Source organism: Dyella lutea, assembly GCF_024158035.1.
GTDB classification, from domain to species: domain Bacteria; phylum Pseudomonadota; class Gammaproteobacteria; order Xanthomonadales; family Rhodanobacteraceae; genus Dyella_A; species Dyella_A lutea.
In genome coordinates this window covers 1340861-1367052 of sequence record NZ_JAMZEK010000001.1, presented here as the reverse complement: position 1 = coordinate 1367052, position 26192 = coordinate 1340861, and the positions used below count along the sequence as shown (strand labels likewise).

Here is a 26192-nt window from a genome sequence, read left to right as displayed (position 1 = left end):
CCCTAGCAGCAAAGAACCGGTCGCGTCTGTCCGCAAACGTCGCCCTGCGTCACGCCATCGCGATCGTTGCCGCCTCATCGGGGCGCTGGCATCGTGGGAGGCTCATTTCCCAACCCCGAGTCCGCCCGATGCGCAACCGCCGCTTCATGCAACTGGATGTCTTCGCCGACCGACCCATGCTCGGAAACCCGCTCGCCGTGGTGATCGATGCACAGGACATCGACGACGCGTCGATGCAGGCCTTCGCCCGCTGGACCAACCTCTCGGAAACCACCTTCCTGCTGCCGCCGACCACGTCGGAAGCGGACTACCGCGTGCGTATCTTTACCCCGCGCCAGGAGCTGCCGTTCGCCGGCCACCCCAGCGTCGGCAGCGCGTATGCGGCGATCGAAGCAGGCCTGGTCGACGCCGGCAAAAGCTCACTCGTGCAGGAATGCGCGGCGGGGCTGCTGCCTGTTCGCGTGGATGGGCATGGCCGCACGCGGCGTATCCACATACAGGCGCCGCCGGCACGGATCGAACCCGTGGGCGATTACCTGCGTCGGCAATTGATGGAGGCGCTGCCGGCGGAACTCGGCCCGGACGACGTCCGGCTGGTCGACAACGGTCCGCACTGGCTGCTCTGCGATCTGCGCAAAGGGAGCACCGTGCGCACGCTGCAACCGGATCTCGCCGCGGTGGCTGCGCTGTGCGGGCACAACGCAGCCGTGGGCGTCAGCGTCTTCGGCCGCGAGACCGACGGCACCGCGGCGATGGCGGTGCGGGCCTTCTGTCCGGCCGACGGCATTCCCGAAGATCCGGTCACCGGCAGCGCCAACGCGGCGATCATGGCCTGGCTGGCCGAGCGCGGCGACACCGGATACGGCTTGCACTATCGAGCCAGCCAGGGGCGTGAGGTCGGACGCGATGGCGTCGTCGACGTCGCGCGCGATGCGCGCTCCGGAGCGATCACCATCGGCGGAGCCTGCGCCCTCACCGTACGAGGCGAACTGAGCCTGGCATCGACCTGCTAGGAAAAATACCGAGCACCTAGCACTTCACTTGAAGTGTTTTTGGGTGCAAGCTCACAGAACGCCATCGCGGTCTGCGGGGGACGCAGCGGCGTACAGGGAAACAACGAAGTCATCGCTGCGGATGACGCGCTCGCCCATCGGGTTGAAGCGCGACAGGTCGCGTCTTGCGCGGGCTGTCGTGGTCTCCGATCCCGGTCGTGTTCTAAGGAGAGTCTCATGCGATCCACGCTTCACCGCACCACCCTCGCCGCCACCCTCGCACTGTTCTTCGCCGGCGCATCGCTTGCCAGCGCCGCGGATGCGCCACAGGCAACCACCACGAGTGCCGCCGACGCTTCGCAGACCGTCAACGTCACGCTGATGCTGCACCTGCGCGATGAGCACGGACTGGCCAACTACATCCAGCAGACCGTCACCCCCGGCAATCCGAACTTCCAGCGCTTCCTCAGCACCGCGGAATTCGCCCGTCGCTACGGCGCCTCCGACGCCGAGATCGCCCGTGTCCAGCATTACCTGGCCTCACAGGGACTGCGCGGCAACGTGATGGCCAACCGCGTCACGCTGCAGGTCAGCGGTACGCTGGCCCAGTTCAGCGCCGCGTTCGGCACGCCCATCCACAGCTACCGGCTGCGCGCCAATGGCCGCCTCTACCACCGTCCGACCGGTGACGTGGTGATGCCGGCCGGGCTGGTCGGACAGGTGGACGCGATCGTCGGCCTGGACAACGAATCGAGCTTCCTGTCGCACCGGCTGAGCTCGCCGCACCTGCCGCAGGCCGCGCCCAAGCTGGCCAGTCTCAACGCGATCGGTGCCAATCGCGCGAAAACCGCCGACAGCAACCCGACCGCCTCGGGGCAGCCCGGCGAGTACACCGTCGGCGACGTGGCCAACTTCTACAACATCAACCCGCTGTACCAGCGTGGCATCACCGGCAAGGGTTCCACCGTCGCCATCGTTACGCTGGCCAATTTCGACCCCGCCGACGCCGAGGCCTACTGGAGCGCCATCGGCCTGACCACCAAGCCGCACCGCATCGAGCAGATCCACGTCGATGGCGGTGGCCCGATCAACGGCGGCAGCGGCGAGACCGCGCTGGACGTGGAACAGGCCGGCGGCCTGGCGCCGGACGCGGACATCCTCGTCTACGACGCGCCGAACACCAATGCGAGCTTCGTCAATGCCCTGGCGCAGGCGGTGGTGGACAACCGCGCCGACGCCATCTCCACCAGCTGGGGCGCCCCGGAGATCTACAACTTCGCGGCACTCAACGTGGACGGCGCACGCGTCAACGACACCCGCGACGTCGGCACGCTGCGTGCGTTCCACACGCTGCTGATGGAAGCAGCGGCACAGGGACAGTCGGTGTTCGCCGCCGCGGGCGACTCCGGGGCCTACGACACCGTACGCGGGCTTGGCCATGGCACCGGCCCAGGTGAATTCAGCGCGCCGCTGACGGTGGACTCGCCGGCTTCGGATCCTTACATCACCGCGGCCGGCGGCACCACCACGCCCTTCAGCTTCGCCTTCGGCAACGGCCCGGTGGCATCGGTCTCGCAGGAGAGCGTGTGGGGCTGGGACTACCTGCAGACGTACTTCGACACCAACTTCGGCCAGGGCGTGGTGGACCTGTTCTCGGTAGGTGGTGGCGGCGGCGTCAGCAGCTACTGGCGCAAGCCGTTCTACCAGTACTTCACCCGCGGCATCCGCCGCACCGAAGGTCACCAGTCGCTGGACTACAACGACCCGACGGCCGGTCCGACCACGCTGCTGAAGCTGCCCTCGCACTTCGCCGGCCGCAACCTGCCGGACATTTCCCTCAATGCCGATCCGGAAACGGGCTATCTGGTGTACTCCAGCACCGATGGCGGCGCGACCGCCGGCCAGGGTGGCACCAGCTTCGTAGCGCCGCAGCTCAACGGCATCACCGCCCTGCTGCGGCAGAGCTCGGGCCATCGCATCGGCCTGTGGAATCCGCAGGTGTACTTCCTGCAGGCGGTGTTCGGCTATGGCCGCTACTCGCCGTTCAACAGCGTCAACGGCGGCGACAACTGGTTCTACCAGGGTGCACCGCACTACACCCCGGGTGCCGGCATCGGCACGCTGGACGTGAGCAACCTGGATGCGTTCATGCGCTTCCGCTGGTAAGCCACCGGCAAGTGGAAAAGCAACGGCCGCCCGATGGGCGGCCGTTGTCGTTCACTGCCTGCGAAGAGTGCTCAGAACCGCACTTCGGCGAACCCCGAGAACACGTCCACGCCGTCCTGCGACCGGGAGCCGTTGATCTGGGCGCGCACGCTGTAGCGGTCGTACGCCACGCCAATACCGAAGTGCTCGTTGACGTTGTAGCCGACACCGACACCCGCGTAGCCGCCATCACCGGAATAGCTCGAGCTGGATCCGCCGATGTTGAAACGGACGTTGTCGTGCATCCAGCCGAGGCGGGCGTCGATGAACATGCGGTTGCGGAAGCGGTAGGTCATATTGACGCCCGCCAGCGGACCGGTGGCGCCGCCCGACAGATCCGTGCTGCCGTAACCGGAATAAAGGGTGCCCTTGCCCTTGTCCAGGTCGGCATAGCCGGCCTCGAAGCCGTAGCTCACCTGATCGATGTTCCACGCGTAGCCGAAGCGCCAGGCCGTGGCGGTGTCCGTCTTGCTCGTGTCGAAGCCGTCGTCGTGCCAGGTCGACTGTCCCACTGTGCCATTGAGAAAGAACTGGCCCGAGGTGGTCGCGGCCAGCGAGCCGGTGGAGATGCAGGAAAGGGCCATCGCCGCAACGGCGATGGTGAAACGCTTGCTCATCGGTGACTCCCCTGTGGTTGGCGATCTCTGCACCCCGGCTCCATGGCCGTGGCAACAGTCGCGGGAGTATGGACAGCCACGGGCAGCGAGCCCGTCAGCATGAGCCTACAGGGGGCGTAGGCGCTTGCTGCCCTTGCCGCGGACCGACATGATGCGGCCTCCTCTCCCGCCTCCCGCGAATGGATCGCCCGCGCATGCCCAATACCCCGAACGGATACCTGCGCAACATGCGCCTGGGCGACGCGGCAATGGTCGTCATCGGCGGCATCATCGGTGGCGGCATCTTCCTCAATCCGGGCGTGGCCGCGGCGCGTACCGAATCGGGCATCGCGCTGCTGGCGATCTGGGTCGGGGCAGGACTGCTGACCCTGGTCGGCGCGCTGTGCTATGCCGAGCTCGGCGCGCGGCGGCCGAACGCCGGCGGCATCTACGTCTACCTGCGCGAAGCCTTCGGTCCGCTGGCCGGCTTCCTGTTCGGCTGGACCATGCTGCTGGTGATCTACTCCGGCTCTACCGCGGCGGTGGCCACCATCTTCGCCAGCTATGCCTCGGCCCTGTTCGACCTGCCGCCACGGGCCTCGACGCCAATGGCGGTCGCCGCGCTGGCCTTCGTCGCCGGCATCAACCTGTTCGGGATCCGCCTCGGCGCGACGATCCAGAACACCTTCTCCGTGCTCAAGCTGGCGGCGGTCGCCGTGCTGGTCGGCTGCGGTCTGTACCTGGCCGGCGTGGGCCAGGGCGCGCATGCGGTGCTGGGCGTGGACGAAGCGCGGCGCGGCGTCGGCTTCATGGGCGCGGCGCTACCGGTGCTGTTCGCCTATTCCGGCTTTACCTACCTCAACAACCTCGCCGGCGAAGTCGATCAGCCTCAGCGCACCCTGCCCCGCGCGCTGTTCCTCGGCATGCTCGGGGTGATCGTCGCCTACGCGCTGGTCAACGTGGCCTACCTGGCCGCGCTCGGCCACGAGGGTCTGGCCATCAGCCATGCCCCCGCGGCCGACGTGATGCAGCGGGTGTTCGGCACTGTCGGCGCCAAGGCGATCTCGCTGGGCGTGGCCATCTCCACCCTGGGCTTCTGCAACATCACCGTGGTGGCAGGCGCCCGTGTGTTGCAGGTGATGGGTGAGGACGGGCTGTTCTTCCGCTCGGTGGCAAGGCTGCACCCGGTGCATCGCACGCCGAACCTGGCGATCGTGCTGCTCGCCGGCTGGTCGATCGTGCTGGTGGCTTCGGGCAGCTACGGCCAGCTGCTGGACTATGCCACCTTCGCCGACTGGCTGGCCTGCGCGATCGGCGTGCTGACCCTGTTCTGGTACCGCCGCCACGACGGTGCCGCCACCAGCTTCCGCGTGCCCGGCTATCCGCTGCTGCCGCTGCTGTTTGTCGGCGTGATCGGCTGGGTGGTGGTCGAGACCATGCGCAGCAATCCGCGCAATGCCGGCATCGGTGTGCTGATCATGCTGACCGGGGCACCGGTGTATTTCGTCTGGCGACACCTGTTCAGGCCCGCCCATCCCTAAGCATCGCAGGGGATGCGAGAATGTCCGGATCATCCTCGGGAGCGGTTTGATGGCGCAGTTGCAGGACCAGGGTTTGCTGGCGAATCCGGACGCCTCCGTCACGCCGGAGAAGGTCCGTGACGGCATCGGCTTGCGCATCAACGGCGAGGACTTCCGCCACACCGGCGACCCCGAACTTCCGCTGCTCTGGTATCTGCGGGACGTGCTGCGCCTGACCGGCACCAAGTACGCCGATGCCAAAGGCACCGGCGGCGCCGATCTGGTGCTGGTGGACGGCAAGGCGATTTCGGCAATCACGCTGCCGATGGCCCGGCTGGCCGGGAAATCCGTGGTCACCGTGGAGGGACTGGCCGGCCCCGACGGCCAGCTGCACCCGCTGCAGCAGGCCTTCATCGACGAGGACGCGATCGGCTGCGGCTACTGCACGCCGGGCTGGCTGATCGCCGGCGTCGACCTGCTCCGCCGCAAACCGCACCCGAGCGATGCCGACATCGACAGCCTGCCCAACCTCTGCCGCTGCGGCTGCCAGACCCGGGTGCGCAAGGCGATCCAGCGCGCCGCCAAGGGAGGCCAGGCATGATCCGGCTGTCGCGACGCCGCTTCCTGCGGGTGCTGGCCGGCGCCACCGGCGCCCTGGTGGTCGGCATTCCGCGGCTCGACGCCGCCGATGCACCGATACCCGCCGGCTGGCTCGGCGACCAGCTTTATGGCCTGGGCGCTTACGTCCGCGTGGACGCCGACGGCAGCGTGCTGATCGGCGCGCGCGACCCGGAAACCGGCACCGGTGCGGCGACCGCGCTGGCCCGCATCATCGCCGACGAGATGGATGCCGACTGGTCGAGCGTGAAGGTGATCGCGCTGGGACCGGACACGACCCAGGTCGACGGCAAGACCCGCTTCGTCTACGGCCACCAGCTTGGCGGCACCGGCACCTCGGTACCGTCGGCATGGAACGATCTGCGCCCGGCCGGTGCGCTGGCCCGCTGGCTGCTGCTGCAGGCGGCAGCGCGCCAGCTCGGCGTGCCGGCCGACCAGCTTCGCTGCGAAGCCGGCCACGTGATCAGCGGCGACGGCCGTCGCCTCGGCTACGGCCAGCTCGCCGCGGCAGCCGCCAGGATCGACCCGCCCAAGGCGCCCGTGCCGCTGAAGACGCCGGACCGCTTCACCCTGATCGGCAAGGGCGCCGGCGACGCCGATGCCCGTGCGGTAGTCACCGGACAGGCCCGCTTCGGCATCGACCATGTCAGCGACGACGCCCTGGTGGCCGTGCTGGCGCACTGCCCCTGGCCGGATGGCAGCCTCGACCGGATCGATACGGCCAAGGCGCTGGCGATCAAGGGCGTGCAGAAGATCCTGCGTCTGGCCCCGGAAAAAGATCAGCCCCTTGGGACCACGCCGCGCTGCGTCGCCGTCGCGGTGGTGGCGGAAAGCACCTGGGCAGCACTGCGTGGCCGCGCCGCACTCGAACTTAAATGGAAGCCCGGCGCATCCGCGGGCGAGTCCACCGCCGCCATCGAGCAGCAGGCGCAGACCCAGCTCGCCGGTGACGGCGTGCCGGCTCTGCGCATGCGCAACGACGGCGACGTCGACGCCGCCAGCAAGAAGGCCGCCCGCCGCATCGAGGCCACCTACGTTCAGCCGTGGCTGGCGCATGCCACGGCCGAGCCGATGAACTGTTTCGCGCGGATCGACAAGGATCGCGCCGAGCTGGTCGTCCCGACCCAGGCACCGCAGCAGGCGCTGGCCGTGGTGCAGCGGCTCACCGGCCTGTCGCCTGCGCAGATCACCATCCGCGTGCCGCGTGTCGGCGGCGGCTACGGCCGCCGCCTCGACCACGATTACGTGGCCGAGGCGGTGATGCTGGGCAAGATGCTGGACAAGCCGGTACGGCTGCTGTGGACGCGCGAGGACGATCTTGCGCACGACTTCTACCGCTCCGGCAGCGTGCATGCGATGCAGGCGATCATCGGCCGCAGACGCCAGCTGCTGGCCTGGAACCATCGCTTCGCCACCGCACCGGCACTGGCCGGCCGTGGCGTGCCGGACGACCGGCTGGGGATCGCCGAAGCCAACCCGGGCCATCTCCCGGCCGGCCTGGTGCCGAACTTCCGGCTGGACTGGTATGCACTAAAGGCCACCACGCCGCGCGGCCCCATGCGCGGCATGCCCGATACGGCGCAGGCCTTCGCCGTGGAAAGCTTCATCGACGAGATCGCCCACGTGATGCGCGAAAACCCGCTGGACACCCGCCTGCGGGTGATCGGCGAGCCGCGCCAGCTGCCGCTGCCCGGCGGCGGTGCGCTGGACACCGGCCGACTGGCCAACGTGCTGAAACTGGCCGCCGAACGCATCGACTGGCCGACCTGGCTGCATACCGTCAACGGCCTGGGCATTGCCGCCTGGTACATGGACGGCGCCTACGTCGCCCACGCGATGGAAGCCTCGATGCAGGGCGAGCAGCTCACCATCGAGCGCGCAGTCTGCGTGGCCGACATCGGCCGCGCGATCAACCCCATCGGGCTGGAAGGCCAGCTCGCCGGCGCCACGCTGGACGCGCTCGGCCAGGCGCTAAACCAGGCGATCACCGTCAGGGATGGCCAGGTGCAGCAACGCGACTGGAGCGCCTACGGCCTGGCCGGCATGGCGCAATTGCCGAATGCGGTGGAAGTCGTGGTGATCGCGGACAATGACCGGCCGCCCGCCGGCGCCAGCTTCCTGGCCATGCCGACCGCCGCACCCGCGCTCGCCAACGCCGTGTTCCGCGCCACCGCCGTGCGCGTGCGCCGGCTGCCCCTGATGAAGGAGCTGCTGCGGCTGCTCTGAGCGCAGGTGGCCGCAGGCATCGGAAGGACCGTCACGCGCGTATTGAGGCACATGCCTCATCGCTCCCTTGTCTGGTTCAAGCGCGACCTGCGCCTGCGCGACCACGCGCCGCTGGCCAAGGCCGCACAGGCCGACGCAGCCGCGGCGATCTACCTGATCGAACCGGACTGGCTGGCCAGCCCGGAGGGTTCGTCCGCCCACGTCGCGTTCGCACTGGAGGGCCTGGCACAACTGCGACGGGCGCTCGCTGCGCGCGGCCTACCGCTGCTGGTCGAGGTGGGCGAGGCGTGCAGCGTGTTCGAGCGGCTGCGCACGCGGTTCCCCTTCGATGAGCTGCTCAGCCACGAGGAAACCGGCTCCGGCTGGAGCTACCGTCGCGACCAGGCCGTGGCCGCCTGGTGCCGTCGCCATAGCGTGGCCTGGATGGAGTTCACCCAGACCGGCGCGGTGCGCAGCCTGCGCTCGCGCGATGGCTGGGCCCGGTGCTGGCAGGCACGAATGGACGCCCCGCAGGTGCCCACGCCCACGGGCTTCCGCGGCGAAGCGTGTCTCGAGCCGCAGGATCTTCCCGACCTCGCCCGGCTGGGTCTCGAACCGCACGGCAAGCAGTTGCAGATGGCCGGCGAGGCCACGGCCGAAGCGACGCTCGCGAGCTTCCTCGCGCACCGCGGCCACGACTACTTGGCGTCGATCTCCAGTCCGCTGCGCGCCGAGCGCGGCGGCAGCCGGCTCAGCCCCTACCTCGCCTTCGGCATGCTGTCGATGCGCCAGGTGCACCAAGCCACCGTGGCGGCCATGGCAACCCGGGATGACACCGATGTGCGCCGCGCCCTGCGCGGTTTCGCCGGGCGGCTGCGCTGGCACTGCCACTTCATGCAGAAGCTGGAGAGCCAGCCCTCGCTGGAGTTCCGCAACCTGGCCCGGGCGACCGACGGCCTGCGCGAGGGCGAGTTCGACCACGAGCGCTTCGAGGCGTGGTGCGCCGGCGCCACCGGCTATCCGATGGTCGACGCCTGCATGCGCTCGCTGCGCGCCACCGGCTGGCTCAACTTCCGCATGCGGGCGATGCTGGCGAGTTTCTCCGCCTACCACCTGTGGCTGCACTGGCGCGAACCGGGGCTGTTCCTGGCGCGCCAGTTCCTCGATTACGAGGCCGGTATCCACTGGAGCCAGATGCAGATGCAGAGCGGTACCACCGGCATCAACACGTTGCGCATGTACTCCCCGGCCAAGCAGGCGCGCGACCACGATCCGGGCGGTCACTTCATCCGCCGCTGGGTGCCGGAACTGGCGCACGTGCCGCTGCCGTTGCTGGCCGAGCCGTGGCGGATGGAGCCGGCGCAGCAGCGCGCCGCCGGTTGCGTGATCGGCCGCGACTATCCAGCCCCGCTGGTCGAGGAGAAGGCCGCCCTGGCCCGCGCGCGCGAGCGGCTTTACGCCGTACGACGCGACCCGTGCGCCCGCGCCGAGGCCGACGCGATCCAGGGCCGCCACGGTTCGCGCCGCAGCGGCCTGCCCACCAGCACCCGGCGGCGGCGGCGCGCCACGGCGCCGTCGCCGCAGGCCGACCTGTTCGAATGACCTCGGACGACTTCCCGCCCACCCGCGAAGCCGCCCTCGCCCGGCTCGCCGCGGTGCGTCCGGCCGACTACGCGCGCAGCCGCAACGCCCTCGACGGCGCGGTCACCCGGCTTTCGCCCTACCTCACCCACGGTGTGCTCACGTTGCCGGAAGCCCATGCCGGGATCGTCGCCCGCCATCTGCTGGATCCGCAGCACAAGCTGGTCTACGAATTCGGCTGGCGCGAGTACTTCCATCACGTGTGGGAACGCCGCGGCGAGGCGATCCTCGACTCGCTGCACGCCGGCCCGTTGCCGGACTCCAGCTATGCGGATGCCCTTCCCGCGGACATCCGCCAGGGCCACACCGGCGTGCCGGCGATCGACCGCGCGGTGGCCACGCTGTATGCCACCGGCTACCTGCACAACCACGCCCGCATGTGGCTGGCCAGCTACGTAGTGCACCTGCGCAAGGTGCACTGGCGCACCGGCGCGGACTGGCTCTACGGGCACCTGCTCGATGGCGACCTGGCCAGCAATCACCTGAGCTGGCAGTGGGTGGCCGGCACCGGCAGCCACAAGCCGTACCTGTTCAACGCGGCCAACGTGGCGAAATACGCCCCGCGCAACTGGCACAGCAGCGGCACTCCGATCGACTGCAGCTACGAGGCGCTCGACCGGATCGCCCGCGATCCCGTAGCCGTGGCCGCGGGAGCCCGCGGCGATGCCCTGGGCGAGAGCGAACCACCGCTTCTCGACGGCCCGCCCGCCGCACACGGCTACGTCGCGCCCGATCCCGCCGCGGCGCACGGACGCGACGTATGGCTGGTGCACCCATGGTCGCTGGGTGCGGCGCCGGCGGACCTGCCCGGCGACACCCTCCCCGTGGCCGTGGCGATCGCCGACTGGCATCGGCGGTGGCCGTGGTCGGCGCGGCGCTGGTCGTTCGTCGCCGAACGGCAGCGCGCGCTGGCGCCGCTGCTCTGGCTGGCTCGTGCTCCGGCACTGGTCGCAGCGCTGGCCGACGCACGAGGCGTGCATGCCATCGACGATCCGCACCTGCGCCAGGCGCTCGGCGCGGCCGGGACGAGGATCCAATGGCACCCCGTCCCGCGGCTGTTCACGTCAGTGGCAGGCACCTGCGGCAGCTTTTCGCAGTGGTGGCGACGCACCCGGCTCGCCGACTGAGCGTACTCACGATCCGACCACGTTTCCATTGCGTACAATCCAATTGCTTGAAATATGAATGGCGCTCCCCAGCTCCCGTGCAGCGCATTCGAGCCCGTCTTTCCCCCCATCCCGAGGAGTCCCCATGACCGACCGTCCGGCCGACGTTTCCGTGTTGTTCCAGCCGATCACCGTCGGCGACCTGAAGCTGCCCAACCGCATCGTGATGGCCCCGCTCACCCGCAACCGCGCGGGCGATGGCAACACCGTGGGCGCGCTGCAGGCGACCTACTACAGCCAGCGCGCCAGCGCCGGCCTGATCATCGCCGAGGCCACCCAGGTGGTGCCCGAGGGCCAGGGCTACATCGCCACCCCCGGAATCCATTCGGACGCCCAGGTGGCCAGCTGGAAGGAAGTGACCGATGCGGTGCACGCGGCCGGCGGCCGCATCGTGCTGCAGCTGTGGCACGTGGGGCGCATTTCGCACACGTCGTTGCAGCCCGGCGACCACGCGCCGGTGGCGCCGTCGGCGATCCGCGCCGACGCCAAGGTGTTCACCGCCGAGGGCTTCAGCGACGTCTCCGAACCGCGCGCGATGGAGCTGGCGGAGATCCCCGCGCTGGTCGACAGCTACCGCGTCGCCGCGCGCCGCGCGATCGAGGCAGGCTTCGACGGCGTCGAGGTGCATGGCGCCAACGGCTACCTGATCGACCAGTTCCTGCGCGACAAGACCAACCGGCGCACCGACGCCTACGGCGGCAGCATCGAGAACCGCACGCGCCTGCTGTTCGAGGTGTGCGAAGCAGTGGCGAAGGAGATCGGCGCCGGCCGTACCGGCGTGCGCCTGTCGCCGCTGACCCCGTTCGGCGACATCGCCGACAGCGACCCGCAGGCGCTGTTCAACCGCGCGGTGGAGCGGCTGGCCACGCTGGACCTGGCCTTCATCCACGTCATTGAGGGCGAGACCGGCGGCAACCGCGCACCGCAGCCGTTCGACTACGCCGCGATGCGCAAGCCGTTCGCGGGCGCGTGGATCGTCAACAACGGCTACGACCGCGCCATGGCGATCGACGCGGTGGCCAGCGGCAAGGCCGACCTGGTGGCGTTCGGCCGCGCCTTCATCGCCAATCCGGACCTGCCGCGCCGGTTGCGCGAGGGCGCGCCGCTGAACCCGCTGGACGGCGACACGCTCTACGGCGGCGGCTCGAAGGGCTACACCGACTATCCGGCACTGACCTGACCGCCAGCGGCGCGGACCGGTCGCCACGACTTGTCCGCGCCGCCGGTCTGGGCCACCCTGCCGCCCATGCCACGCCGTCCCGCCCCGCCCATGCCGTATCCTCAGCCCTCGCTGTGCCTCAAGCAGCAGCTGTGCTTCGCACTCTACGCAGCGAGCAACCGGATGACCCGGTTGGCCCGTCCCATGCTCGACGAACTGGGACTGACCTATCCGCAGTACCTGGTGATGCTGGTGCTGTGGGAACACCGCACGCGCACCGTCGGCGAGATCGGCGAGGCGCTGCTGCTGGATTCGGGCACGCTCACCCCGCTGCTCAAGCGGATGGAGGCGAACGGCCTGCTTGCCCGCCGGCGCGACCCCGAGGACGAGCGCCGCGTGCGCATCACACTGTCGCCGCGCGGCCGCGCGCTGAAACAGCGGGCGGCCGGCCTGCCTTCGTACATGCAGTGCCAGGTCGAGTTGCCGCCAGCCCGCATGGATCAGCTTCGCGACCAGTTGCTGGCGCTGGTGGAGGCCGTGCACCCGCGCGCCGCCGACTGATCCTCCGCACCCGCCGCCCATGCTGGACACCACCCTGGCCAACCGACACCGGGCCGACCTGCTCGACCGCGACAGCGTCTGGCTGTTCGGCTATGGCTCGATCCTCTACAAGACCGGCTTCGACTGCCTGGAGCGGCGACCGGCAGCACTGCATGGCTGGGCGCGCCGCTTCTGGCAGGGTTCGCACGACCACCGCGGAACGCCCGAGGCGCCGGGCCGGGTGGTCACCCTTGTCCGCGAGGCCGGCGCGCGCTGCCTGGGCCTGGCTTTCCGCATCCGCCCGGCCACGCTTGCGGCCCTCGACGTGCGGGAGAAGAACGGCTATCTGCGCGAGACCGTCGAGCTCGAAATGGGCGGCGGCAGCCGTGTCAGGGCCGTTACCTACATCGCTCCTCCCGGCAATGGCGCATGGCTGGGACCGGCACCCGAGCCGGTGATTGCCCGGCAGATCGCCAACGCCGAAGGCCCCAGTGGCCCCAACCGCGACTACCTGCTCGGGCTGGCCGCGTCGCTGCGCGCGCTCGGCGCCGACGATCCCCACGTGTTCGCGCTGGAGAGCGCCATGCTTGCACTGAGCACGCGCTGAGGCGTCAGTGCACGGGCTGGAACTGGTCGCTGGCCGGCACCCAGTTGGAGGAACTGGCTGGCGCAGGCGATGGCACGGCTCGGGGTGCAGCCAGTGGATCCTCGCAGCCCGGCGGCAACGGCGCTCCGGCGACCCGGGCGCTGGCGCACTGCACCGTGTTGTCCAGCCGGATCGGTGTCACCGGCGCGGGCGCGGTGGCAGGCGCAGGCGGGGGTGGCGCGAGCGGGGTGGCGGGCAGGTTGAGCCGGTTGTAGATCGCCTGCTCTAGCGGCTTCGCGGGCGGATCGGGGTTGCGACAACCCAGCAGCGCCACCGGCAGCAAGGGCATGGCCACGCACTGGATGCGCACGCCCCTCGGCAAATGGAAGGTGTGCTTGACCGTGGTCTTCTCCACCGCGTGGCGCAAGGCGCTGTCGATCGAACTCTCGCCTTCCGGCGCCCAGTCCTGGTCGAAGCGGGTCGGCCGATAGCCGATGTCGGGTGCGCGGTGCCGCATGATCTGCGTGTCGCCATGCGGCCTCAGCTGGATGTACTGGCCCAGCGCCGGATTGCCCTCGATGCCCTGGTCGGCCCCCTGCGCCGAAGTGCCCTGCGCCACCGCGCCGGGGGCCTTGCCCGCACCCCGCCCGGGCGTCGGCAGCATGATGCTGCCATCCTTGCCGATCAGCAGCGACGACGGCTGCTTCACGCCCTGCGGCGACCCGGGCGTGGCGGTATCGCTGCCCTGCGGCGTGGCATCGGGTGCGGAACTCACGTCGGTCTGGCCCGCGTGCGCAGCACTGGCGGGTGACGACGCCTCGGCGGCGGGTGCGCTCGCAACTGCCGCCTTCGCAGCTACCGCCGGTGCGGCAGGAACGCTGGCGGGCTTCGGCGTCGCCTCGGCGGGCTCCGGCGACAGCTCCGGTCGGGCCACGGTCACCGCGACTTTCGCCGCCGGCGGCGCCACCTGCGGCGCGGTGAACGCCAGTGGCGTCGGCTGGTCGCTCAGGGTCGGCGCCCGCGGTGCCACCGGCACCGCGGCCAGCTCGGGCTGCTCGGCCGGGGCGACGGCGACCGCGGGGGCCCGGATCGACGGACGCTGCACGGTCACCACCGGACTTGGCGGAGTCAACTGCGGCGCGAGGTTCACCGTCGGTGCCGCTTGGGCCGGCAGCGGCACCGGCGCCAGATCCGGTACCGGCGGCGCGGCGGTCACCTCGGGGCGTGCCACGACGAGGCTGGCCGGCGCGGGGCTCACCGGCACGCGGGTATCCAGCGCCAGCATGGGCGGCGCCAGCTTCGGCGGCGACTGCGGTGGCAACTCCGGCATCGCCAGGGAAGCGGGCGGCGGGATCGGCCGATTGCCCTCCAACTGCGGCTTGCGCGGCGGCTCGGGCTGGAACTTCGGCGGCACCGGCTTGGCCATCGGCGGCGTGTCGAGGGTGACCGTGGGCGGCTCACCGGCCAGCGGCACGGGCTGCAGGTCCGGCGTCGGCGCCGGCCTCGGCACGGCAACCGGCGGCGCCTTGGCGGCGACGGCCTTGTCCGGCCGGGGGACCACGGTGTGCTTTACGGCGTCGATCACCGGTGGTTCGATCGACGGCACGGGCAGCGGGCTCGGCGCGGGTACCGCCGGCAAGGCGGGCGATGCGGTACGGGCGACGCGCACCGCGCCGCGACGGGCGGTGCCGCGGTGCACCGGCCCGACCTTCTTCGGCAGCGCGCCGAGCGGCGGCGGAGGCGGCGGGGGCTCGTCCTTCTTCTTCTCGATGAGCCGCACCTGCAGCGCATCGCCGGGCTGCTCGGGGGGTATGTCGGGCACGTAGACCGGCCCGAGTATCACGCCGAGCAGGAAGCCGAAGTGCACGCACAGACTGCCCACCAGCGCAACGATGCGCAGCCAGCGGTCGCGCGGTTTCTGCCGGGTGCGCCGCCGATACACGCGCGCCTGTTCGGCCGCTTCGCGTGGCGACTGCAACAGGACGATGGCGCGAGGGACGTCGCGATCCGGGGACGGGGGCGGCATGCCGAAAGTGTAGCGGGCGACGGGCGACGCGCTCAGGGCGGCGTGCCGTTGCCCCCCCTGCCCGGCGGGCCCTTGGCGCGTTGCGCGGTATCGGTCGGGCACCAGGTCGGCAGCCGCTTGCCGGCGCGATAGCGCGCGACGCAATCGCGCACCTCCTCGTCCACCGCACGTGCCGGCGTGTCGACCGGACAGCCGTAGGGCAGCGGCCCCTGCGCACGATAGGCTGCGATGCAAGTGGCCAGCGACGGCGGGGCCGGCGCATGCGGATCCTTCGCCAGCGGTGGCGGCGGCATGTTCAGGCGCTCGTCGCCATCGTTGGGCGGCGGCGGGGCCGGCGGCAGGCCGCAGAACGGCGTGGGAACTCCCAGCAGGGTCTTGCACTTCAGGTGCACGCCGCGCGGGAGATTCACCGTCTTGCTGCTCGGCCCCTTGCCCTGCAGGGCTCCGACCAGTTTGCGCAGCCCCGCCTGCGCGGCATTCTCGCCCGGCGGCGGGAAATACTGCTCGAAGCGGGTCGAACGGTAGGGCACCGGCGAGGTGTGCTGCATCACCTGCATGTCGCCGGTGGGCTTGCGCTGGATGTATTCCGGCACGGGGGCGGACGCGCTGGCCGAAGCCGCGGGCAGGCGCGCCACACCGTCGCGGTCGAACAACGAGGGCAGGCGCGGCGCCACGCTCGTGGCCGGTGCCGGTGCGGCCCCGGTCGGCTCCACCTGCATGGCATCGTGCCTGGGTGCCTCGTGCACCTGCGGGGCTCGCCGCGGTGCCTGCAGGGCCGGGGGCGGGGGCGGGGGCGGGGCCGGCTGGCTCGCCCGGGGAATGAACCGAACCTGCAGCACCGATGCATCCGTAGCCACCTCGCCGCCGTCGAACGGCGCCGCCGGCGGCGGTTGCATGACCTGCCAGAGCACCAGCGCGAAGAACCCGTGCAGCAGCGCCACCGCGGCCCAGGCGAACAGCCGCCGCCGACGCCCGCGCGGCCAGGGACGACGGCGCAGGCGCTGCAGCAGGGCACGCGTGTCATCGTCCAGCGGAGCCAACCCGGGCGGCGGCGTCCAGCGGTGCGGGTCGGGCAAAGGCGTGGGTTCGATGGGCGACCTCGGGGGCGATGAGGCGGTTTCCGGCAACGCGCGGATCGGACTCCGCCCCGGTCGAACCGCGAGGTCTTACGGACCCTCGGCAGCGCGCCGGGTTCCCTGCGACGCCCTGGCCCCTTGACCGCGGCGCCCGATGGGAGAACCCTCGCCGGGCGGCTTCCGCCGCTTCTCTCCGCCATGACCGCCCGGACGCACGCGCGCCGCGGACGACCATGACGGCCCGTCAACGTTCGCCGCGCCATGCGGCCTCGTGCGGCGCCGTCGACGCCGGCTCGGGACCCGCGTTCGCGCGCAGGAGGGTCCTGTCATGTCCGTATCGAGGAGCAAGCTTCCCGCCAGCCAAGCACGCCGGTCGCCGCGTCCAGCGCGGTGGACCGGCCGCCGACCAACCGGGATCGAACGGCACGGGAGAGCGTCATGAACGCGCCGCCCGTGGTTCCTACCGAAAACATCCGCAACATCGCCCTGGCCGGCCACGCCGGCAGCGGCAAGACCAGCCTGTTCGAAGCCCTGCTGTACGCCGCCGGCGTGATCCAGGCCCAGGGCACGATCGAGCGCGGCAACACCTTCTCCGATACCGACGTGCAGGAGAAGGCACGCGGCCACTCCATCGACACCTGCCTGGCTTCGCTGATGCACGGCGACTGCCGCATCCAGCTGATCGACACCCCCGGCTACGCCGATTTCCGCGGCCCGGCCCTCGCCGCGCTGGCCGCGGTGGACACGGTCGCGGTGGTGGTCAACGCCGCCAACGGCATCGAGCACGGCGCGCGACGCATGATCGAGCACGCGCGCCAGCGCGGCCTGGCCTGCGTGCTGGTGGTCAACCGCATCGACAGCGACGCCGCCGCGCTGCCCGCGCTGGTGGAGGCCCTGCGCGAGGCGTTCGGCCGCGAATGCCTGCCGGTGAACCTGCCCGCCGCGGGCGGCACCGAGGTGCGCGACGCGTTCTTCCAGCGCGAGGGCGACACCGACTTCTCCTCGCTGGCCGAGGCGCACCAGCAGCTGATCGACCAGGTGGTGGAGATCAACGAGACGGTGATGGGGGCCTACCTGGACACCGGCGAGGACGCGATCACGCCGCAGCAGTTGCACGATGCCTTCGAGCAGTGCCTGCGCGAACGGCACCTGGTGCCGATCTGTTTCGTGAGCGCGCGCTCGGGCGCCGGCGTGCGCGAATTCCTGGATCTGGCCGTGCGGCTGCTGCCGCACCCGGGCGAAGCCAACCCGCCACCCTTCCTCGATGCGCAGGACAAGCCGGTGCCGGTCGCCGCCGACCCGGCGCAGCACGTGATCGCCGACGTGTTCAAGATCGTCAACGACCCGTTCGTCGGCAAGCTTGGCGTGTTCCGCGTGTGGCAGGGCACGGTGCGCCGCGACACGCAGCTGTTCGTCGACGATGGCCGCAAGCCGTTCCGCGTCGCCCACCTGCTGCGGCTCGAGGGCAACCGGCACGTGGAGATCGAGCAGGCGGTGCCCGGCGACATGGCGGCGGTGGCCAAGGTCGAGGAGATCCACTTCGACGCCGTGCTGCACGATTCGCACGACGAGGACCGCATCCACCTCGTACCTATGGCCTATCCGCAGCCGATGGCCGGCCTGGCGCTGGAGCCGAGGCACAAGGGCCAGGAGCAGAAGCTGGCGCTGGCACTGGCGCGACTGGCCGAGGAGGATCCCTGCCTGCGCGTGGAGCATCGGCGCGAACTCAACGAGACCGTGCTGCGCGGACTCTCCGAGCTGCACCTGTCGATCGCGCTGGAGCGCATGCGCGAACGTTACGGCGTGGAGGTGATCACCCACCCTCCGCGGATCGCCTATCGCGAAACCATCACCACCAGCGCCGACGGCCACCACCGGCACAAGAAGCAGACCGGCGGCGCCGGCCAGTTCGGCGAGGTGCTGCTGCGGGTCGAGCCGCTGGAGCGCGGCACCGGCTTCGCCTTCGTCGACGCGGTGAAGGGCGGCGCGATCCCCGGCCAGTTCCTGCCGGCGATCGAGAAAGGCGTGCGCCAGGCGATGGACCACGGTGCGGTCGCCGGCTTTCCGCTGCAGGACGTCCGCGTGACCGTGCTGGACGGCAAGCACCACTCGGTCGACTCCAAGGAAGTCGCCTTCATCACCGCCGGGCGCAAGGCCTTCCTCGACGCGGTGGGCAAGGCGCAGCCGGTGGTGCTTGAGCCGATCGTGTCGCTGGAGGTGGCGATTCCGGAGGCGCACGTGGGCGACATCACCGGCAGCCTTGCCGGCAAGCGCGCGCGCATCCTCGGCACCGACCTGCAGCGCGGCGGCGAACTGCTGATCCGCGCCCTCGCGCCGCTGGCCGAGCTGGCCGACTACGCCACCGAACTGCGTGCGGTCACCGCCGGGCGCGGCCGCTACGGCATGGAACTGAGTCATTACGAACCGGCGCCGCCGGCGATGCAGAAGCAACTGCGCGAAACGTGGCGCCCGCACCCGGACGAGGACTGAGCCGGGACCGCCGGCGCCCGTCCTGGCGCCGGCCTCAGGCGGCCAGCCGTTCGATCAGCGCCTCGGTGAAAGCCGGGATGTCGTCCGGCTTGCGGCTGGTGATCAGCGTGCCGTCGGCCACCACCGCCTCGTCCCGCCATTGCGCGCCGGCATTCTCCAGATCGTTGCGCAGCGACGGCCACGAGGTGACCTTGCGCCCCATCACCAGCCCGGCGTCGATCAGCGTCCACGGCCCATGGCAGATCGCGGCGACCGGCTTGCCGGAGGTGCCGAAGTCGCGGATGAAGGCGATCGCCTCCTCGCGCAGCCGCAGCTGGTCCGGATTGATCACTCCGCCGGGCAGAACCAGCGCGTCGAAATCCCCGACCTGCGCCTTGGCCAGCGGCATATCAACCTTCACCGAACCGGCCCAGTCGCCGCCCTTCCAGCCGCGGATCTGCTTCGATCCATCCGGTGCGATCACGTCCACGCGCGCGCCGGCAGCCTCCAGCAAGCGCTTAGGTTCGGTCAATTCGCTGTGCTCGAAGCCGTCGGTCGCCAGGACAGCGATGCGACGGCCCACCAGGGAAGACTCATTCATGGCGTACTCCTTCGCGGGTTCGATCATTGATCGTGCCCGACTGCGGGTGACGCACGCGTCCGCTTCCCGTGGTCGCGGCGTGATCCGCGCCAACGGGGTCGTGGCAGCGTGCGCTACCATTTCGCGCAGGCTCCCACGGTCAAACAGATGAGCGAACTGGAACTCAACCCGAGGCAGCAGCAGCTGATGGCGCAGGTCCGCAAAGAGGGCTTCGCCACCGTCGAAGCGCTGGCCAGCCGCTTCGAGGTGACTCCCCAGACCATCCGCCGCGACCTGGGGATGCTGTGCGATGCCGGCCTGCTCCGGCGCTACCACGGTGGCGTCAGCCTGCCTTCCAGTGTCGAGAACGTCGCCTACGCCACGCGCCAGAACCTGCAGCAGGACGAGAAGCGGCGGATCGCTGCGCTGGTGGCCTCGCACATTCCCGACGACGCCTCGCTGTTCATCAACCTCGGCACCACCAACGAGGAAGTCGCCCGCGCACTGATGGGCCACAGCGGCCTGCGCGTGATCACCAACAACCTGAACGTGGCGATCATGCTCAGCGACAACCCCAGCTTCGAGGTGATCGTCGCCGGCGGCGTCGTGCGCGGCCGCGACCACGGCGTGACCGGCCAGCCGGCGATCGACCTGGTGAGCCAGTTCAAGGTCGACTTCGGCGTGATCGGCATTTCCGGCATCGAAGCGGACGGCACCCTGCTGGACTTCGACCTGCAGGAAGTGCGCGTGGCGCAGGCGATCATCCGGCACTCGCGCCAGGTCTACCTGGCCGCGGACCAGAGCAAGCTGGGCCGCAACGCGCTGGTCAAGCTCGGCCACCTCTCCGCGGTCGGCGCCTGGTTCACCGACCGGCCGCCGCCGGAGGAATTCGCCGCCATGGCGGCCGAGGCCGGGGTGCAGCTGCACGTAGCCGACACCGCCTGACTCTTCCGCCCACCGCCCCCACGCCTCGCTCCGCCGCCATGCGTGCGGTCCGCTTCGCGCGGCTGCGTTCGTTCGCGCTGCGGTGCAGCGTGCAACCGGCAAAGATGTTTGCTTAAGTTCGTTTTCGAATTAATACGAACATTCATCTCGGATATTTCGCACGTGAAGCGCCGCTTTTGGTTCAGGTCGCGCAAATATCCCAAAATAGCGGCATGAACGAACGAGGGTGAACATGCTCGAACAGTTCGACGTTCTGGTGGTCGGCGGTGGCATCAACGGCGCCGGCATCGCCCGCGACGCCGCTGGCCGCGGCCTGTCGGTCTGCCTGTGCGAACGCGACGACCTGGCCGCGCATACCTCCAGCGCCAGCACCAAGCTGATCCACGGCGGCCTGCGCTATCTGGAGCAGTTCGAATTCGCACTGGTCGGCAAGGCCCTGGCCGAACGCGAGGTGCTGCTGCGCGCCGCGCCGCACATCATCTGGCCGCTGCGCTTCGTGCTGCCACACCAATCCCACCTGCGCCCGGCCTGGATGATCCGGCTTGGCCTGTTCCTGTACGACCACCTGGGGCGCGGCAAGCGCAGCCTCGCCGGATCGCGGCGGGTGCGGCTGGCCGATCACCCGGCCGGACCGCCGCTGCGCGACAGCTTCCACACCGGCTTCGTCTACTCCGACGCCTGGGTACAGGACGCCCGCCTGGTGGTGCTCAACGCGATGGATGCGCAGGCGCTGGGCGCCACCATCCTGCCGCGCACCCGCTGCAGCCACGCCCGCCGCACCGCGACCAGCTGGGAGGCGGAGCTGGTCGCCCGGGACGGCCAGCGCCGTACGGTCAGGGCGAAGGTGCTGGTCAACGCAGCCGGGCCGTGGGCGGTCGATTTCCTCGACCAGGTAGCCGGCGTCGGCCACTCGCACGCGCTGCGGCTGGTGAAAGGCAGCCACATCGTGGTGCCGCAGATATTCGAGCACGACCACGCTTACATCTTCCAGCAGCCGGACCGGCGCATCGTGTTCGCCATTCCCTACGAGCACGACTACACGCTGATCGGCACCACCGACCTGGAGTACACCGGCGACCCGGCGGCGCCCCGCATCGATCCGCAGGAAACCCGCTACCTGTGCGACGCCGCCAACCGGTACTTCCGCCGCCAGATCACGCCCGAGGACGTGGTGTGGAGCTACAGCGGGGTGCGCCCGCTGCTCGACGACGAGGAAGACAACGCCTCGGAGATCACCCGCGACTACCAGCTCGAGCTGGACACCGACGGCGCTCCGCTGCTCAACGTGTTCGGCGGCAAGCTGACTACCTACCGCCGCCTGGGCGAGGAGGCGGTCGACCAGCTCGCCGCGATCCTGCCCACCCGCGGTGCCTGGACCAGCCGCGCCGACCGCCCGCTGCCCGGCGGCGAGCGCCGCGACGTCGAGGCGCTGCAGCGCGAACTGCAGCAGCGCCATCCATGGCTGCCCGACGCCATGGCATGGCGGCTGGTGCACAACTACGGCACCCGCAGCGCCACGCTGCTTGGCCAGGCCAGCTCCATCGCCGACCTCGGCAGGCACTTCGGCGCAGACCTGTACCAGGCCGAAGTGGACTACCTGCGCGACCACGAGTGGGCGCACGACGTCGAGGACGTGCTCTGGCGACGCAGCAAGCTCGGCCTGCGCATCGACCGCGCCGGCGCGGAGCGCCTGGACGCCTACCTGGCCGCCCGCAGTGCGGCCACCGATCCACCGGGAGACCACAGACACCCGGCGTGACCGGACGGTCACGCCGTCATCGGACCGGGCCGGAACAACCGGCCCCCGAACCAGGGTAGATGGCGTCCGGTGGGGACCGGCGCCATCTACCCGCCACCAGAGGGAGATCACCATGTCCAAACGCGAAGCCACCCGACGCCTGCCATCCACCCGCCGCCCGGGCCACCGTCCCGATCCGCACCGGGAGGCCAGCGCATGAGCCGCGAACTGCTGGGCGAGCTGATCTCCGAGGCCGTCGCCATCTTCATCATCATTGCGCTGGGCGATTCGGTCGCCTGCATGTACGTGCTGTACGACCCCAGCCCCTACGTCAACGCCTACTGGGGCGTGTGCATGGCCTGGGGCCTGGCGGTGACGCTGGCGATCTACGTCACCGGCTCGGTCTCCGGCACCCACGCCAACCCGGCGGTGACGCTGGCGCTGGCGGTCTTCCGCGGCTTCCCGTGGAAGAAGGTGCTGCCGTACTGGGTGGCGCAGGTGATCGGTGCGTTCCTCGGCGCGGCGATCGTGTACCTGCTGTTCCAGCCGGTGATCGACCACTTCAACGCCACCCACCAGCTGACCCGCGTCACCGGCGGCGCGGCGGGCGTGTTCTTCACCCATCCGGGGCTGGCGATCACCCCGATGCACGCGCTGATGGACCAGATCGTGCTCACCGCGTTCCTGCTGTTCGGCATCTTCGCGATCACCGAGCAGTACAACGAGATGGCGCCGGGCGCGAACTCCGGTGCGCTGATCATCGGCCTGCTGGTGGCGACCATCGGCGCCTCGATGGGCTATCTGGAAGCGTGGGCGATCAACCCGGCGCGCGACTTCGGCCCGCGGCTGTTCGCGTTCTTCGCCGGCTGGGGCGAGTCGGCGCTGCCGTCGCCGGACAACTACTGGTGGATCCCCATCGTCGGCCCTCTGATCGGCGGCGTGATCGGGGGCGGCGCGTATCGCTGGCTGATCTACCCGTTCCTGCCGGCGCGGCGGCGCGCGCTGGCCGAGGCGACGCAAGCGGCGGGCGGGCGCGTCCGACCGGCGTCGACGTCCGACGTGATCGCCTGAGCCGCTTCCCACCCGACCCTGCCGGCCCCGTCTGGTACCGGCATTCTTAGACGAACAACCCGCAGGCGCAGCCGGCCCGCTCTTCGCGCCGTCACCCGCCTGACCAGGAGCCATCCATGGACAAGCAGTACATCCTCGCGATCGACCAGGGCACCACCAGCTCGCGCGCCATCCTGTTCGACCGCGCCGGCAAGATCGTCGGCACCGCGCAGCGCGAATTCAGCCAGATCTTCCCGCAGCCGGGCTGGGTCGAGCACAACCCGCGCGAGATCATGACCAGCGTCTACACCACCATCACCGAGCTGTTGAACAACCTGCAGGTGAAGGCCACCGCGATCGCCGGCATCGGCATCACCAACCAGCGCGAGACCACCGTGGTGTGGGACAAGGCCACCGGCCAGCCGATCCACAACGCGATCGTGTGGCAGTCGCGCCAGACCCGCGCCATCTGCGACGAGCTCAAGGCCGCCGGCCACGACGACATGGTGCGCGCCAAGACCGGCCTGCTGATCGACGCGTATTTCTCCGGCACCAAGGTGAAGTGGATCCTCGACCACGTCGAGGGCGCACGCGAACGGGCCAGACGCGGCGAGCTGCTGTTCGGCACCATCGACAGCTGGGTGATCTGGAACCTCACCGGCGGCAAGGTGCACGTCACCGACGTGACCAACGCCTCGCGCACACTGATGTACAACATCCACACGCTGGACTGGGACGACGAGCTGCTGGCCATGCTCGACGTGCCGCGCGCCATGCTGCCGGAGGTGCGCTCCTCCAGCGAGGTCTACGGGCACACCGAGGGGCAGTATTTCTACGGCCACACGGTGCCGATCGCCGGCGTCGCCGGCGACCAGCAGGCCGCGCTGTTCGGCCAGGCCTGCTTCGCGCCGGGCATGGCCAAGAACACCTACGGCACCGGCTGCTTCCTGCTGATGAACACCGGCGAGAAGGCGGTGGCGTCGAAGAACGGCCTGGTCACCACCGTGGCCTGGGGCGTGGACGGCAAGGTGGAGTACGCGCTGGAGGGCAGCATCTTCGTCGCCGGCTCGGTGGTGCAGTGGCTGCGCGACGGCCTGCGCATGCTGGGCAAGGCCAGCGACTCGCAGGCCTACGCCGAGCGCGCGCTGGACAGCGATGGCGTGTACATCGTGCCGGCGTTCGTCGGCCTGGGCGCGCCGTACTGGCGCAGCGACGTGCGCGGGGCGGTGTTTGGCCTTTCGCGCGGCACCACCAAGGAGCACTTCATCCGCGCCGCGCTGGAATCGATGGCCTACCAGACCCGCGACGTGCTCGCGGCGATGCAGGTGGACGCCGGCATCGACCTGAAGGAACTGCGCGCCGACGGCGGCGCCATCGCCAACGAGTTCCTCGCCCAGTTCCAGAGCGACATCCTGGGCGTGCCGGTGCTGCGGCCGGAGGTGGCCGAAACCACCGCGCTGGGCGCGGCCTACCTGGCCGGGCTGGCCACCGGGTTCTGGGGCAGCCGCGAGGAGATCGCCCGTCAGTGGGCGGTCGACCGGCGCTTCGAACCGGCGATGGCCGACGAGCGCCGCGCGTCGCTGTACGAGGGTTGGCAGCGCGCGGTCGAGGCCACGATGGGCTTCCGCACCTAGCGATCCGCACCTAGCGATCCGCACCGGCGCGTCCGCCAACGCGGGCGCGTCTCCCCGACTTGTCGATACCGGGCCGCCCGGCGGCCCGCGGGCCCGTGCGGTCCGTCGCCGGCGCGTGGCCCATCTGCCATGGAGTCACCACCATGCGTCCTTCATCCATCAGCGCCGCGCTGGCCGCCTGCCTCGCGCTCGGCGCCACCGCTTGTGTCCACGCCAGCGGCGAGAACACCCTCACCGGCGACTGGCACGGCGCGCGCACGCGCCTGCACGATCAGGGCATCGACCTCTCCGCCGACTACGTGGGCGAGTGGCTGCGCAACACCACCGGCGGCACGCACGACGCCACCGCCTATGCCGACCAGATCCACCTCGGCGCCGCGTTCGACTTCGACACGCTGTTCGGCTGGCGCGGCGGCTCGCTGCATGTGGACATCACCAACCGCAACGGCCACCAGCTCGATGCGCGCGCCGGCCTCGGCACCCTGCTAGAAACCCACGAGATCTACGGCGCCGGCAACGTCACCCGGCTCACCCGCTTCTACCTCGAACAGCAGCTCTGGCAGGGCCGACTGGACATCAAGGCCGGCCGCATGGACCTCAACGCAGACTTCTATCCGCTGTCGTGCGACTTCGAGAACCTGAGCTTCTGCGGCAGCCTGCCCGGCTACATCACCCCGGGCTGGTACTCGTGGCCGGTGAGCCAGCTCGGCGGGGTGATCCGGCTCAACCCGGCGTCGGCGTGGTACATCCGCGTCGGCGCGTTCGACGTCAACCCGCGCAACGCCGATCCCTCGCAAGGGCTGAAGCTGGGCACGCCGGGCCGCAGCACCGGCACCCTGGTGGTCGGCGAGGCGGGCTGGGACACCGCGCTGGATGCCGGCAGCCACGCGTTGCCGGGCAGCTGGCGGATCGGCGCCTGGCGCAACAGCGCCAGCGCGCCGGACCTGCTGCTCGACGTCGACGGCGCGCCCCGTGTGCTCACCGGCGCAGACGCCCTGCAGAGGAGCAGCACGCAGGGCAGCTATGCGCTGGTGAAGCAGCAGCTCACCCGCAACGTCGCCGGCGGCGGGCTCACCGCGTTCGGCAACCTGATACGCGCGGACAGCGACACCGACCGCGTCGACCGCATGGTGTCGGTGGGCTTGCTGTACCAGGCGCCGTTCGCGGCGCGGCCGCATGACCGCATTGGCCTGGCCTGGGGGCAGAACCGCGTCAGTGGCCGCGCGGTGGAAGCGGCCCGGCTGGCCAATGCCCACGGCATGGGACCGCTGGCGGTGCCCGGCAGCGAGTCGGTACTGGAGCTCAACTACAGCGCCGAAGTGGTGCCCGGCCTGTCGCTGATGCCCAGCGTGCAGCGCGTGCGACATCCGGGCGGCAACCCGGACGCCGGCACCGCCACCGTGCTCGGGCTGCGCCTGGCGGCGACGTTCTGATGCGCGCGCCGGC

At 70.4% G+C, this 26192-nt stretch carries 20 protein-coding genes; 16 read left to right on the top strand and 4 right to left on the bottom strand.

The window, feature by feature from the left end:
- Window positions 1–128 precede the first annotated feature (128 nt).
- Together NC595_RS05990 and NC595_RS05985 are read left to right on the top strand one after the other, a co-directional pair.
- On the top strand, window positions 129–1013 hold the full coding sequence (locus NC595_RS05990; RefSeq protein ID WP_253565365.1) for a PhzF family phenazine biosynthesis protein: 885 nt from the start codon (window positions 129–131) through the stop codon (window positions 1011–1013).
- Between the two features lie 216 nt (window positions 1014–1229).
- Window positions 1230–3158 carry a S53 family peptidase gene (locus tag NC595_RS05985; protein ID WP_253565364.1) on the top strand — a complete coding sequence of 643 codons (1929 nt, stop codon included), beginning with the start codon at window positions 1230–1232 and terminating at the stop codon, window positions 3156–3158.
- Window positions 3159–3229: 71 nt separating this feature from the next.
- On the opposite strand, the gene NC595_RS05980 is transcribed toward NC595_RS05985, so the two are convergent.
- A complete protein-coding gene (locus NC595_RS05980) occupies window positions 3230–3814 on the bottom strand; it encodes an outer membrane beta-barrel protein (RefSeq protein WP_253565363.1) in 585 nt (194 codons plus the stop codon).
- A 194-nt stretch (window positions 3815–4008) separates the two neighbouring features.
- On the opposite strand from NC595_RS05980, the gene NC595_RS05975 reads away from it, so the two are divergent.
- The 8 genes from NC595_RS05975 (at window position 4009) to NC595_RS05940 (ending at window position 13249) form a co-directional block, all read left to right on the top strand.
- Window positions 4009–5334 carry an APC family permease gene (locus NC595_RS05975; RefSeq protein WP_253565362.1) on the top strand — a complete coding sequence of 442 codons (1326 nt, stop codon included), beginning with the start codon at window positions 4009–4011 and terminating at the stop codon, window positions 5332–5334.
- A gap of 49 nt (window positions 5335–5383) precedes the next feature.
- Window positions 5384–5914, top strand: a complete 531-nt coding sequence (locus NC595_RS05970; protein ID WP_253565361.1) for a (2Fe-2S)-binding protein — start codon at window positions 5384–5386, stop codon at window positions 5912–5914.
- The gene (locus NC595_RS05965) at window positions 5911–8157 is read left to right on the top strand and encodes a xanthine dehydrogenase family protein molybdopterin-binding subunit (RefSeq protein ID WP_253565360.1); all 2247 of its coding nucleotides are present in this window, start codon (window positions 5911–5913) and stop codon (window positions 8155–8157) included. Before NC595_RS05970 ends, NC595_RS05965 begins: the two co-directional genes overlap by 4 nt.
- Window positions 8158–8208: 51 nt before the next feature.
- A complete protein-coding gene (locus NC595_RS05960; RefSeq protein WP_253565359.1) occupies window positions 8209–9738 on the top strand; it encodes a cryptochrome/deoxyribodipyrimidine photo-lyase family protein in 1530 nt (509 codons plus the stop codon).
- Window positions 9735–10904, top strand: coding sequence for an FAD-binding domain-containing protein (locus NC595_RS05955; RefSeq protein WP_253565358.1), 1170 nt, complete (start codon window positions 9735–9737; stop codon window positions 10902–10904). The genes NC595_RS05960 and NC595_RS05955 overlap by 4 nt, the downstream gene beginning before the upstream one ends.
- 124 nt (window positions 10905–11028) lie before the next feature.
- Complete coding sequence (locus NC595_RS05950) at window positions 11029–12123, top strand: alkene reductase (protein WP_253565357.1); 1095 nt, start codon at window positions 11029–11031, stop codon at window positions 12121–12123.
- Window positions 12124–12213: 90 nt separating this feature from the next.
- Window positions 12214–12663: a MarR family winged helix-turn-helix transcriptional regulator gene (locus NC595_RS05945; RefSeq protein ID WP_253565356.1), complete on the top strand. Its 450-nt coding sequence runs from the start codon at window positions 12214–12216 to the stop codon at window positions 12661–12663.
- A 19-nt stretch (window positions 12664–12682) separates the two neighbouring features.
- Window positions 12683–13249 (top strand): gamma-glutamylcyclotransferase, encoded by a 567-nt coding sequence (locus tag NC595_RS05940; protein ID WP_253565355.1) that lies wholly within the window; start codon window positions 12683–12685, stop codon window positions 13247–13249.
- Between the two features lie 4 nt (window positions 13250–13253).
- Here NC595_RS05940 and NC595_RS05935 read toward each other — a convergent pair whose 3' ends face one another.
- Together NC595_RS05935 and NC595_RS05930 are read right to left on the bottom strand one after the other, a co-directional pair.
- Entirely contained in the window at window positions 13254–15254 is a 2001-nt protein-coding gene (locus NC595_RS05935; RefSeq protein ID WP_253565354.1) for a hypothetical protein, read from the bottom strand.
- Window positions 15255–15286: 32 nt separating this feature from the next.
- A complete protein-coding gene (locus NC595_RS05930; RefSeq protein WP_253565353.1) occupies window positions 15287–16330 on the bottom strand; it encodes a hypothetical protein in 1044 nt (347 codons plus the stop codon).
- A gap of 438 nt (window positions 16331–16768) precedes the next feature.
- Here NC595_RS05930 and fusA point away from each other — a divergent pair, with 438 nt between their 5' ends.
- Complete coding sequence (fusA, locus tag NC595_RS05925; protein WP_253565352.1) at window positions 16769–18820, top strand: elongation factor G; 2052 nt, start codon at window positions 16769–16771, stop codon at window positions 18818–18820.
- Window positions 18821–18854: 34 nt separating this feature from the next.
- On the opposite strand, the gene NC595_RS05920 is transcribed toward fusA, so the two are convergent.
- Window positions 18855–19400: a type 1 glutamine amidotransferase domain-containing protein gene (locus tag NC595_RS05920; RefSeq protein ID WP_253565351.1), complete on the bottom strand. Its 546-nt coding sequence runs from the start codon at window positions 19398–19400 to the stop codon at window positions 18855–18857.
- A gap of 147 nt (window positions 19401–19547) precedes the next feature.
- Here NC595_RS05920 and NC595_RS05915 point away from each other — a divergent pair, with 147 nt between their 5' ends.
- The 5 genes from NC595_RS05915 (at window position 19548) to NC595_RS05895 (ending at window position 26179) form a co-directional block, all read left to right on the top strand.
- Complete coding sequence (locus tag NC595_RS05915; RefSeq protein ID WP_253565350.1) at window positions 19548–20324, top strand: DeoR/GlpR family DNA-binding transcription regulator; 777 nt, start codon at window positions 19548–19550, stop codon at window positions 20322–20324.
- A 232-nt stretch (window positions 20325–20556) separates the two neighbouring features.
- Window positions 20557–22083, top strand: coding sequence for a glycerol-3-phosphate dehydrogenase (gene glpD, locus NC595_RS05910; RefSeq protein WP_253565349.1), 1527 nt, complete (start codon window positions 20557–20559; stop codon window positions 22081–22083).
- A 195-nt stretch (window positions 22084–22278) separates the two neighbouring features.
- Entirely contained in the window at window positions 22279–23133 is an 855-nt protein-coding gene (locus NC595_RS05905; protein ID WP_253565348.1) for an MIP/aquaporin family protein, read from the top strand.
- 116 nt (window positions 23134–23249) lie between these two features.
- Window positions 23250–24746 (top strand): glycerol kinase GlpK, encoded by a 1497-nt coding sequence (glpK, locus tag NC595_RS05900; RefSeq protein ID WP_253565347.1) that lies wholly within the window; start codon window positions 23250–23252, stop codon window positions 24744–24746.
- A 143-nt stretch (window positions 24747–24889) separates the two neighbouring features.
- Complete coding sequence (locus tag NC595_RS05895) at window positions 24890–26179, top strand: carbohydrate porin (protein ID WP_253565346.1); 1290 nt, start codon at window positions 24890–24892, stop codon at window positions 26177–26179.
- Window positions 26180–26192 lie beyond the last annotated feature (13 nt).